The following is a 16,120-nucleotide window of genomic DNA, read 5'->3' as shown; positions in this document are numbered from 1 at the left end:
GCCAGTGACACGCCCGCTGCCCTTGCGAACCGCCTGCATCACAATGCAGCGGGCCACTTGATTGAGCAGTGGGATCCACGCCTGCCGATTCCATGCCTGACCACCCTCTATCGCCTGGACGGCGAACCGCTGAAAACCGCCAGCGTCGATGCTGGCTGGCGCCTGCTCCTGCCGGGACTGGCTGGCGAACCGTTGCAACACTGGGACGAGCGCAACGATCATTGGCGCACGACGTTCGATAAGCAGTTGCGCGTAGTTGCCGTCGAAGAAAACGGCGTGGCCGACGTCGATGTGTTTACCTACGCCGATGCCGCCGCCGATCCCCGGTTCAATCGACGCGGACAATTGCTGGAGCAACACGACAGCTCGGGCACCCTGCGCACCGACAGCTTCGCCCTCACCGGCCAGCCGCTGGCCGAAACCCGTTTCTTTGACGATGACCAAGGCTTCACCAGCCGTCGGGTGTTCAGCCCAATGGGCGCAGTGCTGGAACAGACCGATGCCGGAGACCATCGTCAGCAATCACGCTACGGCTTCGGCGGACAGCTCAAGCACGTGCAGTTGCAGATCAACGGTCAGCCCGATTGGCAGCCCGTGTTGCTGGATGCGCAGTACAACGCCGCCGACCAGATCATCGAGCAGCAGGCCGGTAATCTTGTACTCAGTCGCTGGACTTACCACCCGGCCGATGGTCGTCTGCACACCCAGTCCAGTCGCAAAGACACCGGCGCAGTGCTACAAGACCTCGAATATTTCTACGACCTCGTCGGCAACATTACTCGCATCGAAGACCACGCCTTCCAGCCGGTTTATTTCGCTAACCAGCGGGTCGACGGTCACCGTGACTTCAGCTACGACTCGCTGTACCGACTGGTCAGCGCCAGCGGTTACGACGACGGCCCGCTCTCGGACATTCCCGGCCTGCCGAAGCCCACCGACCCTAACAACCGCCTCAACTACACCCAGACCTACATTTACGACACCGGCGGCAATCTGCAGAAACTGGTGCATGTGCGGGCCGGCGCCAGTTACACGCGGCAGTTGTGCATTGACCCGCACAGCAACCGTGGCGTGCGCTGGGCCGAAGGGCAACCGGTGCCGGATTTCGACACGCTGTTCGATCGCCACGGCAACCAGCAGAACCTGCAACCGGGGCAAGCCCTGCACTGGAATGCACGCGATGAACTGGCAAGCGTCACCCTGATCCACCGCGAGGACGGGCACCACGACGCCGAGCATTACCGCTACAGCCAGGGCGTACGGGTGTTCAAGCGCCACGAAACTTACACAGCCAACGCTGAACATTTTCATCAGGTGCGCTACTTGCCGGGGCTGGAAATACGCAGCCGCGACAATGGCGAAGCACTGCACGTCATCAGTGTCGGTAATGCGCGCTGCCTGCATTGGGCGCAGAAACAACCCGAGGGTGTGCGCGACGATCAACTGCGCTATAGCCTCGCCGACCACCTCGGCTCCTGCGTCATGGAGCTCGATCAGCAGGCGCAAATCATCAGCCACGAAGGTTATTACCCGTTCGGTGCCACCGCCTGGATGCTCAAGTACCCGGCCGACGGGATCGACTACAAGACCGTGCGGTATTCGGGCAAGGAGATGGATGTCAGTGGGTTGTATTACTACGGCGAGCGCTATTACGCAGCGTGGTTGCAACGCTGGCTCAGTGCCGATCCGAATGGCGAAGTCGATGGCCTGAATCTGTACGCGATGGTTGCCAACAACCCGATCCTGTACGTCGACAGGACCGGCGGAAAAAAAGCCGTATTCGAAATACTTGGCGAATTTGTGGGAATGCTCGACAAGGCTCAGACAGCCGCCGCTCAGTTACACAATCTGGCGACTGAGTTCGACGGGCTTGTTCCGGAAAACGCCGACATCAACGAACTGCGTGAAAGTATGACCTTCGGCAAATTCCTCAGGTCGAAACACGGAGTCAAATCAGTCCTCAAGGGCGTATTGGCGGGAGCTCCGCTGGCCGGCACATTGGGCAGCGTTGTACCGGGCGCCGGCAACGCGATCGGTGTGGCTATCGGTGCGGTGGTCGGTGGCGTGGCGATGCCGTTGCTGCGCTACCACTTCTTCAAGAAAGGTTTGAAGCTGGCGCAAACGCTGCACACCCAGGAACTCAAGGATGGCCTCAATACCGTCAGCGAGACGGTTTCAAACGTGGTCGAGGGTGCAAGAGATCTGATTAACGGGGGCACCGCCCTGATCGACGGCATCAAAAACTTCACTGACAACCTCAGCACCTACGCGGCACCTCTTCAGGAACTGTTCTATGAGCAGCTGAAGGCACTGGATGCGGAAAAGCAACGCCAGGTACTGAAGCTGGCGAGGACCGGTCTCGATCCGTTCGATGCCATCGACAAGGTCATGGAGACAGCTCAGGCGCTACTCGACGCCCCCAGCGCGGCAGAAGGCGTGACCGAACGCCTGCAGCAACTGGAACGCTCGCTCGTCGACGAACCGCGCCCCCGACCGATCCCCAAACCCCGGTCGAAACTGCCACGCCGGCAAAGTACTGGCGAAACGTTTGTGTGACCCGAGTGCCCGGCGCGAACAGCACGCCGGGCCAGCCCGGCCCATGCTATCTTGCCCGCCCGACCTGCCACCCATCTGCCCAGCATGCTGCCGACTTCCCGTACCCTGCGTCTGTCGTTGTATACCCTGCTGATCATCGCCGGTGCGGCCATTGCCGCAACGCTTGCCATCCGCCATGCCGAGCGACAGGCGCTGGAGGAAGACGCCGCCCGCGCCAATCAGCAACTGGCGTTGTATGCCAATTCTCTGCACACGTTGATTGACCGCTATCGCGCGCTCCCCGCCGTGCTGGCGCTGGATCCGCAGTTGCGTGCGGCACTGGCAGGCCCGGTCGACGCCGAAGAACAGGCGGCGTTGAACCTTAAACTGGAAAAGATCAACGGCGCGGCGCAGTCCTCGACCCTTGAGCTGCTTGATCACACTGGCCTGGCCGTGGCGGCGAGCAACTGGCGTCTGCCCAGCAGTTACGTCGGCCACAATTACGGTTTCCGCCCGTACTTCAGTCAGACGCGCACGCAAGGCACCGGGCGCTTTTATGCGGTGGGCGTGACCAGCGGCATCCCCGGGTATTTCCTCTCCAGCGCAGTCCTTGGCGACCAGGACGAGTTTCTCGGGGCGATGGTGGTCAAGCTCGAATTCCCGGAACTGGAACGCGAGTGGAGCCAGGGCACTGATACGCTGCTGGTCAGCGATGCGCGCGGGATCATCTTCATCGCCAACCAGCCCGGCTGGCGCTATCGTTCGTTGCGTGCGCTCAACAGCGCCGATCTGGCCGAGATCAAAGCCACTCGCCAATACGACAAACAGGCCCTCGCGCCGTTGACCCATCTGTCGCTGCGCCGCTTCGATGACAACAGCGATCTGCGCCGCGTCGAAGGCCCGCAAGGCACCGCGGACTATTTGTGGGAGTCGCTGCCGCTGGCGGCCGAAGGCTGGACCCTGCACCTGCTGCGACGCCCGCAAGTGGCGTTCGAAGATCAACGCAATGCCGGGCTCGCCGCTGCCGGGGTGTGGCTGGCACTGGTGTTTCTGCTGTTGTTCCTCAACCAGCGCTGGCGGCTGGCCAGGCTGCGCCAACGCAGCCGCGAAGAACTCGAGCAATTGGTCGAAGTACGCACCCGAGACCTGCGCACCGCGCAAGAAGGCCTGGTGCAATCGGCCAAACTCGCCGCGCTGGGGCAGATGTCCGCCGCGCTCGCCCACGAAATCAATCAACCGCTGACCGCTCAGCGCATGCAACTGGCGACCCTGCGCCTGCTGCTCGATCATGGCCGCGTCGACGACGCGTACAAGGCGCTCAAACCGGTGGACGAGATGCTCACGCGCATGGCCGCCCTTACCGGCCACCTGAAAACCTTCGCGCGCAAAAGCCCCAGCGGTTTGCGCGAGCGCCTGGATCTGGCGACGGTGGTCGATCAAGCGCTGCAATTGCTCGACGCGCGCCTGCGTGACGAACAGGTCAGTCTGGTGCTGCACCTGACCCGGCCGGCGTGGATGCGCGGCGATGCGATTCGTCTCGAACAGGTGCTGATCAACCTGCTGCGCAACGCCCTCGACGCCATGCACGGGAAACCGTGCAAGCGTCTGCAAATCCGTCTGGAAGCCGACGAACAATTGTGGCGCTTGAGCGTGATCGACAACGGTGGCGGCATCGCCGAAGAGCACCTGAGTCAGGTGTTCGACCCGTTCTTCACCACCAAACCTGTGGGCGACGGGCTGGGGCTCGGGCTGGCGGTTTCGTTCGCCATCGTGCATGAATCCGGCGGCCGCCTGAGCGCCGAGAATGGCGACAACGGTGCAGTGTTCACCCTGACCTTGCCGATCGATCTGGAGGCGCATATCTGATGCTCAATTCGGTGATGGTGGTCGATGACGAAAGCAGCATCCGCAACGCCGTCGAACAGTGGCTGAGCCTGTCGGGGTTCGAGGTGCAACTGTTCAGCCGCGCCGAAGAATGCCTCGCCGCCCTGCCCGCGCATTTCGCCGGGGTGATCCTCAGCGACGTGCGCATGCCCGGTATGGACGGGCTGGCGTTATTGGCCCAGGTGCAGAAACGCGATGCGGATCTGCCGGTGATTCTGCTGACCGGCCATGGCGATGTGCCGATGGCCGTCGAAGCCATGCGCGATGGCGCCTACGACTTTCTGGAAAAACCCTTCAGCCCGGAAACCTTGCTCGGCAGCCTGCGCCGGGCGCTGGAAAAGCGTCGCCTGGTACTGGAAAACCGCGCCCTGCACGAGCAGGCCGACAACCGCGCGAAACTCGATGCGACCCTGCTCGGCGTCTCCCGTGGTTTGCAGACCTTGCGCCGGCAAGTGCTGGACCTGGCGGCGTTGCCGGTCAACGTGCTGATCCGTGGTGAAACCGGCAGCGGCAAGGAGCTGGTCGCACGTTGCCTGCATGATTTTGGCCCGCGAGCGGACAAACCCTTTGTCGCCCTGAACTGCGCGGCGATCCCTGAACAGTTGTTCGAGGCTGAGCTGTTCGGTCATGAGAGCGGCGCGTTTACCGGCGCCTCGGGCAAGCGCATCGGCAAACTCGAATACGCCGATGGCGGCACCTTGTTTCTCGATGAAATCGAAAGCATGCCGCTGGCGCAACAGGTGAAACTGCTGCGCGTATTGCAGGAGCAGAAGCTTGAACGGCTGGGTTCGAACCAAAGCATCCGCGTGGATCTGCGGATCGTCGCGGCGACCAAACCGGATCTGCTCGACGAGGCTCGGGCCGGACGTTTTCGCGAGGATCTGGCCTATCGCCTGAACGTCGCCGAACTGCGCTTGCCACCGTTGCGCGATCGTCGCGAAGACATTCCGTTGCTGTTCGAAACCTTCGCCCACAATGCCGCTGAACGTCTGGGGCGCACCTTTCCACCCTTGAGTGGCGCGCAATTGAGTCATCTGCTCAGCCACGACTGGCCGGGCAACGTGCGCGAACTGGCGAACGTTGCCGAACGCCAGGTGTTGGGGCTGGATGAGCCGGCACCGGGGATCGATCCGGGACAATCGCTGGCGGCGCAGCAGGAGGCGTTTGAAGCGCAGTGTTTGCGTGCGGCACTGACCCGGCACAAGGGTGATGTGAAAGCGGTGCTTGAAGAACTGCAACTGCCGCGCCGCACGTTCAATGAAAAGATGCAGCGGCATGGGTTGAGTCGGGAGATGTTTCTGGCTGAGTGAGGCTGGGTCGGGATTTTCGGTCTAGCTGAAATCCATCCCCCTCACCCCAGCCCTCTCCCCCAGTGGGGGCGAGGGGGAAAGGGAGCCGATCTTTGTGCTGTTCAAAACCTGAGTTCGACTCGATATCTCAGGTCGATGCACCTCGAACAATCCACTCGGTCAGTCCCCTCTCCCTCTGGGAGAGGGCTAGGGTGAGGGGCTTTTGATCTCAGCTCCAATAAGCGGAAATCCGCTCACAAGATCAATTCCATCGGCACAAATCCGCCCACCCAATCCCGTCACCCCCTCTAAACCGGCCCTCCCCCCCGTTGGCACAGCTCCTGCTATAGCCCTCGCAGGCTGCGTTTCAACGCGCTCCACAAAAACAATTAAACGAAGGATCCTTCAATGGATAACTCCAACGCCCTGCCACTTGGGTCGGCTGCCGTGCCCGCCAAAGAAAGAACCACCGCCAGCCGGATCAAATCGATCTTCAGCGGTTCCGTCGGCAACATGGTCGAGTGGTACGACTGGTATGTGTATGCCGCCTTCTCGCTGTACTTCGCCAAGACCTTTTTCCCCGCCGGCTCCTCCACCGCACAATTGATGAACACCGCTGCGATCTTCGCCGTCGGCTTTCTGATGCGCCCGATCGGTGGCTGGTTGATGGGTTTGTACGCCGACAAGGTCGGACGCAAGAAAGCCCTGATGGCCTCGGTCTACCTGATGTGCTTCGGCTCGCTGCTGATCGCCCTCAGCCCTAACTACGAAACCATCGGCATCGGTGCGCCGATCCTGCTGGTGTTCGCGCGACTGCTGCAAGGCCTGTCGGTCGGCGGCGAGTACGGCACCTCGGCGACCTATCTCTCGGAGATGGCAACCAAGGAACGTCGTGGCTTCTTCTCCAGCTTCCAGTACGTGACGCTGATCTCCGGTCAGCTCATCGCGCTGGGCGTACTGATCGTGCTGCAGAACGTGCTGACCACTGAACAGCTGTACGCGTGGGGCTGGCGCATTCCGTTCGCCATCGGCGCGCTGTGTGCGGTCGTGGCGCTGTACCTGCGTCGCGGCATGGAAGAAACCGAGTCGTTCACCAAAAAAGAGAAGTCCAAGGAAAGCGCCATGCGCACCTTGATGCGCCACCCCAAAGAGCTGTTGACCGTGGTCGGCCTGACCATGGGCGGCACCCTGGCGTTCTACACCTACACCACCTACATGCAGAAGTACCTGGTGAACACCGTCGGCATGAGCATCTCCGACTCGACCACCATTTCCGCTGCCACGCTGTTCCTGTTCATGTGCCTGCAACCGATCATCGGCGGCCTGTCGGACAAGATCGGTCGTCGTCCGATCCTGATCGCCTTCGGTGTATTGGGGACGATCTTCACCGTGCCGATCCTGATGACCCTGCACACCATTCAGAGCTGGTGGGGCGCGTTCTTCCTGATCATGGCGGCGCTGATCATCGTCAGCGGCTACACCTCGATCAACGCGGTGGTGAAAGCCGAATTGTTCCCGACCGAAATCCGCGCGCTGGGCGTCGGCCTGCCGTACGCACTGACCGTATCGATCTTCGGCGGCACCGCCGAATACATCGCACTGTGGTTCAAGAGCATCGGCATGGAAACCGGTTACTACTGGTACGTGACCGCGTGCATCGCGGTGTCGTTGCTGGTGTACATCACCATGAAAGACACCCAGAAGCATTCGCGGATCGTCACTGACTGACCGGTGTAGATTCAGTCACCATTGTGGTGATTGTTCTGGCCCCTTCGCGAGCAAGCTCGCTCCCACAGTGGTCGGTGGTGTTCACATATTCTGTGGGCACCCCATTACCCTGTGGGAGCGAGCTTGCTCGCGAATGAGGGCGACCCGGTATCAACTCAACTCGGCAACCTGCGGCTTGCCATAGCGCTTCTGCGCATACGAAGCCCCGACAATCATCACCAGCAGAATCCCCGCCAGCACCGCCGATGAACCGATGGTGCCGAAGTCCAGCCCGCCCTTCTCATGGGGCTTGGTCATCAAGTCACCCAAGGTCGCGCCGAACGGCCGGGTCAGCACGAACGCCACCCAGAACAACACCACCGTCGAAATCCTGGTGAAGTATTTCAGCAGCACGACGGCCGCAATGGTCGAGCCAATCAGCAGCGCGCCACCGGCAAAACCCAGCCCTGAATCGTCGGCCAGGTAATCGCCCAGCGCCGTGCCGAGGGTGTTGGAAAACAGAATCGCCATCCAGTAGAACATCTCGCCACGGAAGGTCTGCACCTTGCTGACGTTGAGCGAATCACCGCTCAGACGCCACGCGGCGAAGATCGCCAGCAGAATGGCGATAAGGATCATCGAGCCAGTGGCGTAACCGAGTCCGAGGGTGCGATCCATAAAATCCGACATGGTCGTGCCGGCGGTGCTGGTCGACAGAATCACTAGCCAGTACAGCAACGGCTTGTAAGTCTTGGCCATCAACTGCGTGATCAAGGTCAGGACGAAGACGCTGATCAGGATCAGCGAGCTGATCGCGTAGCCGACGTTGAGGGTCATCGACAGCAAATCCCCCGCGGTTTCCCCCAGTGTCGTCGCGCAAATTTTCATGACCCAGAAAGCCAAGGTGATTTGAGGCAGTTTATTCATCGCAGGCAACGCTCCAGTGTGTGACGGCCGGTTCTTGGTTTTCTGGCCGTGGGCAGACTGGCGTTACGGCAGTGAAAACGCGGTCGGCAAAGTATGAAAAATCTGTCACACGCGCAAAAACAGCGATTAATCGCTAATTAATGCTGCTCGCGCATTCTGCAATCACCTGATCGATGACCTGCGCGACGCTCGCTTCGACGACGTAAGCGATTTAAATGCGCCGCCCTTAACATCAAGTTAATCGATAGCTTTTAGCATTATTTTGCGCTTTTTAATCGATTTTATCGGCGTAGCATTAAACCCAAGCAAGACACACACCCCCAACGAATTCGGAGTACACGACCATGAAAACCAAACTGATCCTCGCCTTCGCCCTGTCCGTACTGGCTGCCAACACCTTTGCCGCCGACGGCTACGACCGCACCGGTTCTGCTGTTGCTGCTGATGGTTATGACCGCACCGGTTCTGCCGCTGTCGCTGCTGACGGTTACGATCGCACCGGTTCGGCGACTGTTGCTGAAGATGGCTACGACCGCACGGGCTCCGCGACTTTCGCAGCCGATGGTTATGACCGCACCCAATCCGCTGCCATCAGCTAATCGCTGCTGCACGGCGCACAGCCCGGCTTCGGCCGGGCTTAGTTATTTCTGGGGGAACACAAATTTTCGGCAGCGCCTACATGGGATTTTTGTTTGGCTGGAAATATGTGGGGCTGCCTTGCACTATGGGCTCATTCAAAACCTAGCCTCAGGACCGCCCACCATGCCCGATGACATCCACTTCTACGAACCCGCCAACGGCCACGGGCTGCCCCATGATCCGTTCAACGCCATCGTCGGTCCGCGCCCCATCGGCTGGATTTCTTCGCAGGATGCCAGCGGCCAGCTCAACCTGGCGCCTTACAGCTTCTTCAATGCCTTCAACTACATTCCGCCGATCATTGGTTTTTCCAGCGTCGGCCGCAAAGACAGCCTGAACAACATCGAGCAGACCGGCGAATTCGTCTGGAACCTCGCCACTCGCCCGCTGGCCGAGCAGATGAACCAGAGTTGCGCGATGGTCGCGCCTGAGGTCAACGAATTTGAATTGGCGGGATTGACGACCGTCGCGTCAAAAGTGATTTCGGTGCCGCGGGTGGCCGAAAGCCCGGTGTCCTTCGAGTGCAAGGTCACGCAGATCATTCAGTTGCAGCGCGCCGATGGCGAGACAGTACCGAGCTGGCTGATCCTCGGCGAAGTGGTCGCCGTGCATATCGCCAAGTGGCTGTTGAAGGACGGCATCTACGACACCGCCGCGGCAGAACCGATTCTGCGCGGCGGCGGGCCGGCGGATTATTTCCAGCTGGGGCCTGAAGCCCTGTTCAAGATGTGGCGTCCGGGCGCCAACCAGTAACGCGTTACCAGATCAACTCGGCGTCGTCAGTGACGCCCTTGAGGTTATCCAGCTCATTGATCGCCGCTTCATCGGCAGCGATGGCGCCGGGGAAAATCTGATCATTCAGCAATTTGTGAAAGCGTGGTGCGCCGCCATCGACCAGGGCCTTGACCGCGATTGCCGCGTGATAACCCTTGTTGCCGCCCAACTCGACGGGGACGACTGCGGAGACTGCTTCGAAGTGTTCGAACTCTTTACGTGCCATGTCACAGATCCCGGCTCAGACAAATAAGCCGGACATTAAACCCTCAACCGACGAGTTTGTGTACCGGCGCCGGACATTGACCGAGGGCTTGTGCCACCGACACGTCCTTGAAGGTGTGAAAGTCGAGGCTGTTGACCACCAGCTCCTGCACCAGCTCGGCGAAGATTTCCATCGACGGGCTGTTGAAATAGTTGGTCATCATTTGCTGACTGCTCCAGAAGCCGGAGACCAGCCACAACTCGGGATCACACTGCGAATGCTGCAAGGCAAAGCTCAGACAACCGGGGGCGGCGCGGGACGGCTCGATCAACGCGCTGAGGCGTACACCGAGTTCCGCCGAACGTCCGGCGCGCGCTCGAACGAAGGCCATATGACTGACGGGAATCTGCTTGGACATGTTCAACCCTCCCAGGGAGTCGCGTGGCAGCCGGGGGACGGGCTGCGACAGGATCAAAGGTTAAGGGCCTGACGCCCGTCGCCGTTAGTCGATTCCTGCCGCCGCGTTGCACAATCCTGCGAGACTGCACACAGGACCTGTAACAACCTGTAAAACAGCGTCACACGGTTGTCATACGGCGTATCGAGCAAGTTTGCCGCTCTGCGTCCTGCCATGGCTGGGCATGCACACAAGCCCAGGCAGAATCAGGCAAGCATTTCGCAGGATGTGTCTACCGCTGGCGCTTGCACAAACATATGCTCTGCTCCATTCCACCTCCCCTGCCGAGGATGCCGTGTATGACGTCATTCGATCGTTTTCAAGCCGAACCCACCGCTGACATGGAAAAACAGCGCGCGGAGCTGGCGGCGATCATCCGCCGCAACACCACCGACGATGGCAGCTACGAGACCGCCATCGGCTCGCTGTTCATGTCGCGCCACACCCAATCCCACGACTTCGCCCCGGTGCTCGCGCAACCGGCGCTGTGCATCATGGCGCAGGGACGCAAAGAGGTGCGGCTGGCCGACGAGTACTTCAATTACGACCCGCTGAATTATCTGGTGGTGTCGGTTTCGATGCCGCTGAGCGGGCGCGTGGTCAACGTTTCGCCGGAGGATCCGATCCTCGCCGTGCGCCTGGACATCGACCCGACCGAAATCACTGCGCTGATTGCCGATGCCGGCCCCATGGGCGTGCCGACCCGGCCGACCGGGCGTGGTTTGTATGTCGAGCAGATCGACAGTTCGATGCTCGATGCGGTGCTGCGTCTGGCCCGATTGCTCGATGCACCGAAAGACATCGCCATGCTCGCGCCGTTGATTCGCCGGGAGATTCTCTATCGCCTGCTGCGCAGCCCACAGGGGCATCGCTTGTATGAAATCGCGATTGCCAACAGCCAGAGCCATCGCATCAGCCAGGCGATCAAATGGCTCAACGGCAACTTCGAGCAGCCGTTGCGCATTGATGATCTGGCCAAGGAAGTAAATCTGAGCGTGTCGACCTTGCATCACCGCTTCAAGGCGATGACGGCGATGAGTCCGCTGCAGTATCAGAAGCAGTTGCGCCTGCAAGAGGCGCGGCGCTTGATGCTGGCTGAAGGGCTGGAAGCGTCGGCGGCGGGGTATCGCGTGGGGTATGAAAGTCCGTCGCAATTCAGCCGTGAGTACAGCCGCTTGTTTGGTGCGCCGCCGTTAAGGGATCTGGCGCGGTTGCGGCTTTCGGTGTGACCTTTCAGAAGCCCCTCACCCTAGCCCTCCCGAAACGTCGGACCGCCCAGAGGGAGAGGGGACTGATTGGGGGATATTGAAGAGATTCACCGACTTGAACGTTTGGCTTTGAATCCATAATCGACTCGATCTCTCAGGTCGATGGACAGCGTTAGACACCTCGGTCGGCTCCCTCTCCCCCCGGGAGAGGGCTGGGGTGAGGGTAAGCTTTTACACCGCCCGAATCACATGCTTGAGCTCCTGAAACGCGGCCAAGCCCCACGGCCCCAATTCGCGGCCGATGCTGCTCTGCTTGTAACCGCCCCACGCGGTTTGCGGGAAGATCACTTGCGGCGCGTTGAGCCACACCAGCCCCGCTTGCAGGGCGTTGGCGACTCGGTCGGCCGTTTCGGCGTTACGCGTCACTACACTGGCGACGAGGCCGAACTGGCTGTCGTTGGCCAGCGCGATCGCTTCGGCTTCGCTGCTGAAACGGCGCACGCACAGCACCGGGCCAAAAATCTCTTCGCACCACAGCGCACTGTCGAGGGGCACGTCGGTGAACACCGTCGGCTGCAAAAAATAGCCGCGCGGCAAATCCGCCGGACGATTGCCGCCGCAAAGCAGCTTCGCTCCGGCACTCAGGCCGCGATCGATGTGCCCGAGCACACGCTGGTATTGCGCCTGATTGACCAGTGCGCCCATTTCCACATCCGGGTCGAACGGATCCGCCACGCGAATCGCTTGCGCACGCTTGTGCAAACGCTCGAGGAATTCATCCGCCAGCTCATCAGCAACCAGCACACGGCTGGTGGCCGAGCACATCTGCCCGGCATTGAAGAAGCCGCCGCCGCAGGCCAACTCGACGGCCAGCTCCAGATCGGCATCGTCCAGCACCAGCAACGAAGATTTGCCGCCCAGTTCCAGGCTGACGCCCTTCACCGTTTCCGCTGCGCGCTGCATCACTTGCACGCCGACGGCGTTGCTGCCGGTGAAGGAAATTTTGGCGATACGCGGATCCGCCGACAACGGAGCACCGACCGCCAACCCTGTGCCGCAGACGAGGTTGAACACGCCGTTCGGCAGACCCGATTGCGCGATGATCGCCGCCAGTTCCAGCTCCGGCAGCGGTGTCACTTCCGAAGGCTTGAGCACCACGCAGCAACCCGCCGCCAACGCCGGCGCGAGTTTCCACGCGGTGGTGACCATCGGGAAATTCCACGGCACGATCAGCCCGACCACACCGCACGGCTCGCGGCGCAGGCGTGCGCTGAAATCATCGCTGGGCAGCGGCACGTCGCTGTCCTGTTTCGCGTCGAGGCCTTCGGCGAGTTCGGCGTAATACTCGAAGGTGGCGATCACGTCGTCGACGTCGATGGCCGCTTCGAACTGCGGTTTGCCGTTGTTGCTCGATTGCAGATTGATCAAATGATCGCGACCGTTACGCACGCCATTGGCGATGTTGCGCAGGATCGCGCCACGCTCTGCGCCCGTGGTTTTCGACCAACCGTTGAACGCCGCTGTGGCAGCAGCAACAGCCTGCTCGACCGCCTGCTCGTCACCGCCATTGACCGTGGTCAGCAGCGCCTCGGTGGCCGGGTTGATCACCCGCAGATGTTCGCGGCCGGCCGACCATTGGCCGTTGATGTAGAGGCCGTCGAGCGTGGTTGGGAAACTGATCATTGGGCCACCGCCTGCATCCACTGGTGCTGGTCGATTTCAATCACGGTAGGGCCTTGGCGATCGGTCGCCGCACGCAGCGCACTGCGCAGTTGTTCCACCGAGCTGATCGCTTCGGCGGCGCAGCCGAGAGCCTTGGCCACACCGATGAAGTCCGGGGTGTAGATGTCGACGCCGACCGGCTCGATGGCGCGGTTGACCATGTACTTCTTGATCTCTTCGTAGCCCTGGTTATTCCACAGCAGGACGATCACCGGCGTGCGCGCTTCGACGGCGCTGGCCAGTTCCGGCAGGGTGAATTGCAGACCGCCGTCGCCGATCAGGCACACCACCGGTGGGCGTGCGCCTTTATCGAGTTGTCCACCGAGCCATGCGCCAATCGCGGCTGGCAACGCATAGCCGAGGGTGCCGTAACCGGTCGACGAGTTGAACCAGCGGCGCGGACGCTCCGGGTTGAAGGTGAGGTTGCCGGTGTACACCGGTTGCGTGGAGTCGCCGACGAACACGGCGTCGGGCAATTCGTGCAGCACGGTTTCGAGGAAGCGGGTTTGCGCCAAAGTCGCTGCATCCCAACTCGCGGCCAGATCATTACGCAGACGCGCCGCGCGCACCTGGCCCCAATCATTGCGGCGCTCGGCCAGCGCCTTGTGCGACAAGGCGCTGAGCAGCGCTTGGGCGGCGTTGCGCGAATCAGCAACCAGGGCGACGTGCGGCGGATAGTTACGTACGGTCTGATCGGCATCGATATCGATGCGCAGCAGTTTGCCGGGAATCTCGAAACCACCGGCGAAGGTCACGTCGTAATCGGTTTCGGCCAGTTCGGTGCCGATCGCCAACACCACATCGGCATCGGCAACCAGCGCGCGAGTGGCGACCAGGCTTTGCGTCGAGCCGATCAGCAGCGGATGCGTCGACGGCAACATGCCTTTGGCGTTGATGGTCAGCGCCACCGGCGCGTCGAGCAGTTCGGCCAGCTCAGTGAGTTCGGCAGCCGCGTCGATCGCACCGCCACCGGCGAGGATCAAGGGACGCTGAGCGCCGGCGAGCAGCTCGCTCATGCGGCTGACGGCGGCGGGTGCGGCACCGGCGCGGTCGATGTTGACCGGGACGCTGGCGAGCAGTTCATCGGCTTCTTCTACCAGCACGTCCAGCGGGATTTCGATGTGCACCGGACGTGGACGCCCGGCCTGGAACAAGGCGAATGCGCGAGCGAGCACGCCGGGCAATTCCGCCGCCGACATCAGCGTGTGGGAGAACGCCGCAACGCCAGCGACCAATGCGCTCTGGTTCGGCAACTCGTGCAACTTGCCGCGCCCGCCGCCCAACTGATTGCGGCTCTGCACGCTGGAGATCACCAGCATCGGGATCGAGTCGGCGTAAGCCTGGCCCATGGCGGTGGTGATGTTGGTCATGCCCGGGCCGGTGATGATGAAGCACACCCCCGGTTTGCCACTGGTGCGCGCATAACCGTCGGCCATGAAACCGGCGCCCTGCTCATGCCGTGGGGTGACGTGGTTGATGCTCGAACGGGCCAGCCCGCGATACAGCTCCACGGTGTGCACGCCGGGAATGCCGAACACCTGCTCGACCCCATAACCTTCGAGTAACTTGACCAGTACTTCGCCACACGTCGCCATGTCGTTGCCCTTCTTGTTCGTTTGAGACACAAGGCCCATGCAGGCCTTCAATGGGCTCATTGAACGGTCGGCAGGTAGCGGCAACAATCGATTAAAAGTCATACTAGCCATGTCCTCACGTCATACCTTGGATCCACATGAAGCGACTGCCTCCCCTGCCTGCCCTGCATACGTTTCTGATCACCGCGCAGTGCTGCAACTTCACCCGGGCCGCCGAGCAGTTGCACATCACCCAAGGCGCGGTGAGCCGGCAGATCGCCGGGCTGGAAGATCATCTGGGGTATGAATTGTTCATCCGCCTGGCCCGTGGTCTGGAGCTGACGGCTGAAGGTCGTGAGTGGTTACCGCGAGTGGAGAAGGTCTTCGGCCTGATCAGCGAGGCGACCGAGCAGATCGGCCTCAAGCGCGAAACCCTGCAACTCAAGGCACCCAGTTGTGTGATGCGCTGGCTGGTGCCGCGCCTGCTGCAATGGCAAAAGGAGCGCCCGGATGTGCCGGTCAAACTGACCACGACGTTGGCCCATGGCGTGGATTTTCAACGCGAGCAATTCGACGCAGCGGTGATCTACGGAACGCCACCGGACAACTCATCGACCGCGCTGCATCTGTTCGATGAACAACTGACCCCGGTTTGCTCACCGGCCCTGTTGAAAGGCCCACCGGCACTATCCGACCCGGCCGATCTGCAACAGCATTTATTGCTGCATCCGACTCGCGACACTCAGGACTGGAAGGTCTGGCTGACGGCGGCCGAGTTGCAGTTGGATAACGTCAACATGGGCCAGCATTTCGAAACGCTGGATCAGGCAATGTCGATGGCGTCACATGGGACGGGGGTGGCGATTGGCGACTGGTCGTTGATTGGCGATGACCTGCGCGCCGGGCGGCTGGTGATGCCGTTTGAATTGAAGGTGAAGACGGGGCTGGCGTATTACGTGGTGGTGCCTGCGGGAACCGAGCCTTCGCCGCAGCTGGAAGAATTGATGATCTGGTTGGTTGAGCAGGCGCATTTGCGCTGAGGCCTTTTCCCTCACCCTAACCCTCTCCCAGAGGGAGAGGGGACTGACCAGGGGATATTGAAGAGGTTCAGCGACCTGAACGATTGGCTTTGAATCCATAATCGACTGGATTTTTCAGGTCGATGTACAGCGCCAGACACCTCGGTCGGCTCCCTCTCC

13 protein-coding genes are annotated in these 16,120 nt (G+C 61.2%); 8 read left to right on the top strand and 5 right to left on the bottom strand.

The window, feature by feature from the left end; all coding sequences use genetic code 11:
- The first annotated feature begins 57 nt into the window (after nt 1–57).
- The 4 genes from WA225_RS10115 to WA225_RS10100 all read left to right on the top strand — a co-directional run bounded on the left by WA225_RS10115 (nt 58) and on the right by WA225_RS10100 (nt 7,436).
- Nucleotides 58–2,556 (top strand): RHS repeat-associated core domain-containing protein, encoded by a 2,499-nt coding sequence (locus tag WA225_RS10115; protein ID WP_422607829.1) that lies wholly within the window; start codon nt 58–60, stop codon nt 2,554–2,556.
- Nucleotides 2,557–2,640: 84 nt separating this feature from the next.
- The gene (locus WA225_RS10110) at nt 2,641–4,401 is read left to right on the top strand and encodes an ATP-binding protein (protein ID WP_422607828.1); all 1,761 of its coding nucleotides are present in this window, start codon (nt 2,641–2,643) and stop codon (nt 4,399–4,401) included.
- A complete protein-coding gene (locus tag WA225_RS10105; RefSeq protein ID WP_422607827.1) occupies nt 4,401–5,729 on the top strand; it encodes a sigma-54-dependent transcriptional regulator in 1,329 nt (442 codons plus the stop codon). Before WA225_RS10110 ends, WA225_RS10105 begins: the two co-directional genes overlap by 1 nt.
- A gap of 387 nt (nt 5,730–6,116) precedes the next feature.
- Entirely contained in the window at nt 6,117–7,436 is a 1,320-nt protein-coding gene (locus tag WA225_RS10100; protein ID WP_422607826.1) for an MFS transporter, read from the top strand.
- 150 nt (nt 7,437–7,586) lie between these two features.
- Here the strand turns inward: WA225_RS10100 and WA225_RS10095 are convergent, their stop codons facing one another.
- Nucleotides 7,587–8,342, bottom strand: coding sequence for a hypothetical protein (locus WA225_RS10095; protein WP_422607825.1), 756 nt, complete (start codon nt 8,340–8,342; stop codon nt 7,587–7,589).
- Nucleotides 8,343–8,686: 344 nt separating this feature from the next.
- Here WA225_RS10095 and WA225_RS10090 point away from each other — a divergent pair, with 344 nt between their 5' ends.
- The gene (locus tag WA225_RS10090) at nt 8,687–8,941 is read left to right on the top strand and encodes a hypothetical protein (protein ID WP_159812556.1); all 255 of its coding nucleotides are present in this window, start codon (nt 8,687–8,689) and stop codon (nt 8,939–8,941) included.
- 163 nt (nt 8,942–9,104) lie between these two features.
- Complete coding sequence (locus tag WA225_RS10085; protein WP_422607824.1) at nt 9,105–9,734, top strand: flavin reductase family protein; 630 nt, start codon at nt 9,105–9,107, stop codon at nt 9,732–9,734.
- Between the two features lie 4 nt (nt 9,735–9,738).
- On the opposite strand, the gene WA225_RS10080 is transcribed toward WA225_RS10085, so the two are convergent.
- Nucleotides 9,739–9,981 (bottom strand): hypothetical protein, encoded by a 243-nt coding sequence (locus tag WA225_RS10080; RefSeq protein ID WP_077574323.1) that lies wholly within the window; start codon nt 9,979–9,981, stop codon nt 9,739–9,741.
- A gap of 43 nt (nt 9,982–10,024) precedes the next feature.
- Nucleotides 10,025–10,378 carry a putative quinol monooxygenase gene (locus WA225_RS10075; protein WP_422607823.1) on the bottom strand — a complete coding sequence of 118 codons (354 nt, stop codon included), beginning with the start codon at nt 10,376–10,378 and terminating at the stop codon, nt 10,025–10,027.
- A 338-nt stretch (nt 10,379–10,716) separates the two neighbouring features.
- Here WA225_RS10075 and WA225_RS10070 point away from each other — a divergent pair, with 338 nt between their 5' ends.
- The gene (locus tag WA225_RS10070) at nt 10,717–11,646 is read left to right on the top strand and encodes an AraC family transcriptional regulator (protein ID WP_064119041.1); all 930 of its coding nucleotides are present in this window, start codon (nt 10,717–10,719) and stop codon (nt 11,644–11,646) included.
- A gap of 210 nt (nt 11,647–11,856) precedes the next feature.
- Here the strand turns inward: WA225_RS10070 and WA225_RS10065 are convergent, their stop codons facing one another.
- Entirely contained in the window at nt 11,857–13,308 is a 1,452-nt protein-coding gene (locus tag WA225_RS10065; protein WP_422607822.1) for an aldehyde dehydrogenase family protein, read from the bottom strand.
- Nucleotides 13,305–14,942, bottom strand: coding sequence for a 5-guanidino-2-oxopentanoate decarboxylase (locus WA225_RS10060; RefSeq protein WP_422608206.1), 1,638 nt, complete (start codon nt 14,940–14,942; stop codon nt 13,305–13,307). Before WA225_RS10060 ends, WA225_RS10065 begins: the two co-directional genes overlap by 4 nt.
- A 137-nt stretch (nt 14,943–15,079) precedes the next feature.
- On the opposite strand from WA225_RS10060, the gene WA225_RS10055 reads away from it, so the two are divergent.
- A complete protein-coding gene (locus WA225_RS10055; protein ID WP_422607821.1) occupies nt 15,080–15,961 on the top strand; it encodes a LysR substrate-binding domain-containing protein in 882 nt (293 codons plus the stop codon).
- Nucleotides 15,962–16,120 lie beyond the last annotated feature (159 nt).

The sequence above is a fragment of the Pseudomonas sp. genome, from assembly GCF_049300855.1.
GTDB lineage: Bacteria > Pseudomonadota > Gammaproteobacteria > Pseudomonadales > Pseudomonadaceae > Aquipseudomonas.
The sequence above is the reverse complement of the archived record's forward strand: the minus strand, read 5'-3'. Positions and strand labels throughout refer to the sequence as shown.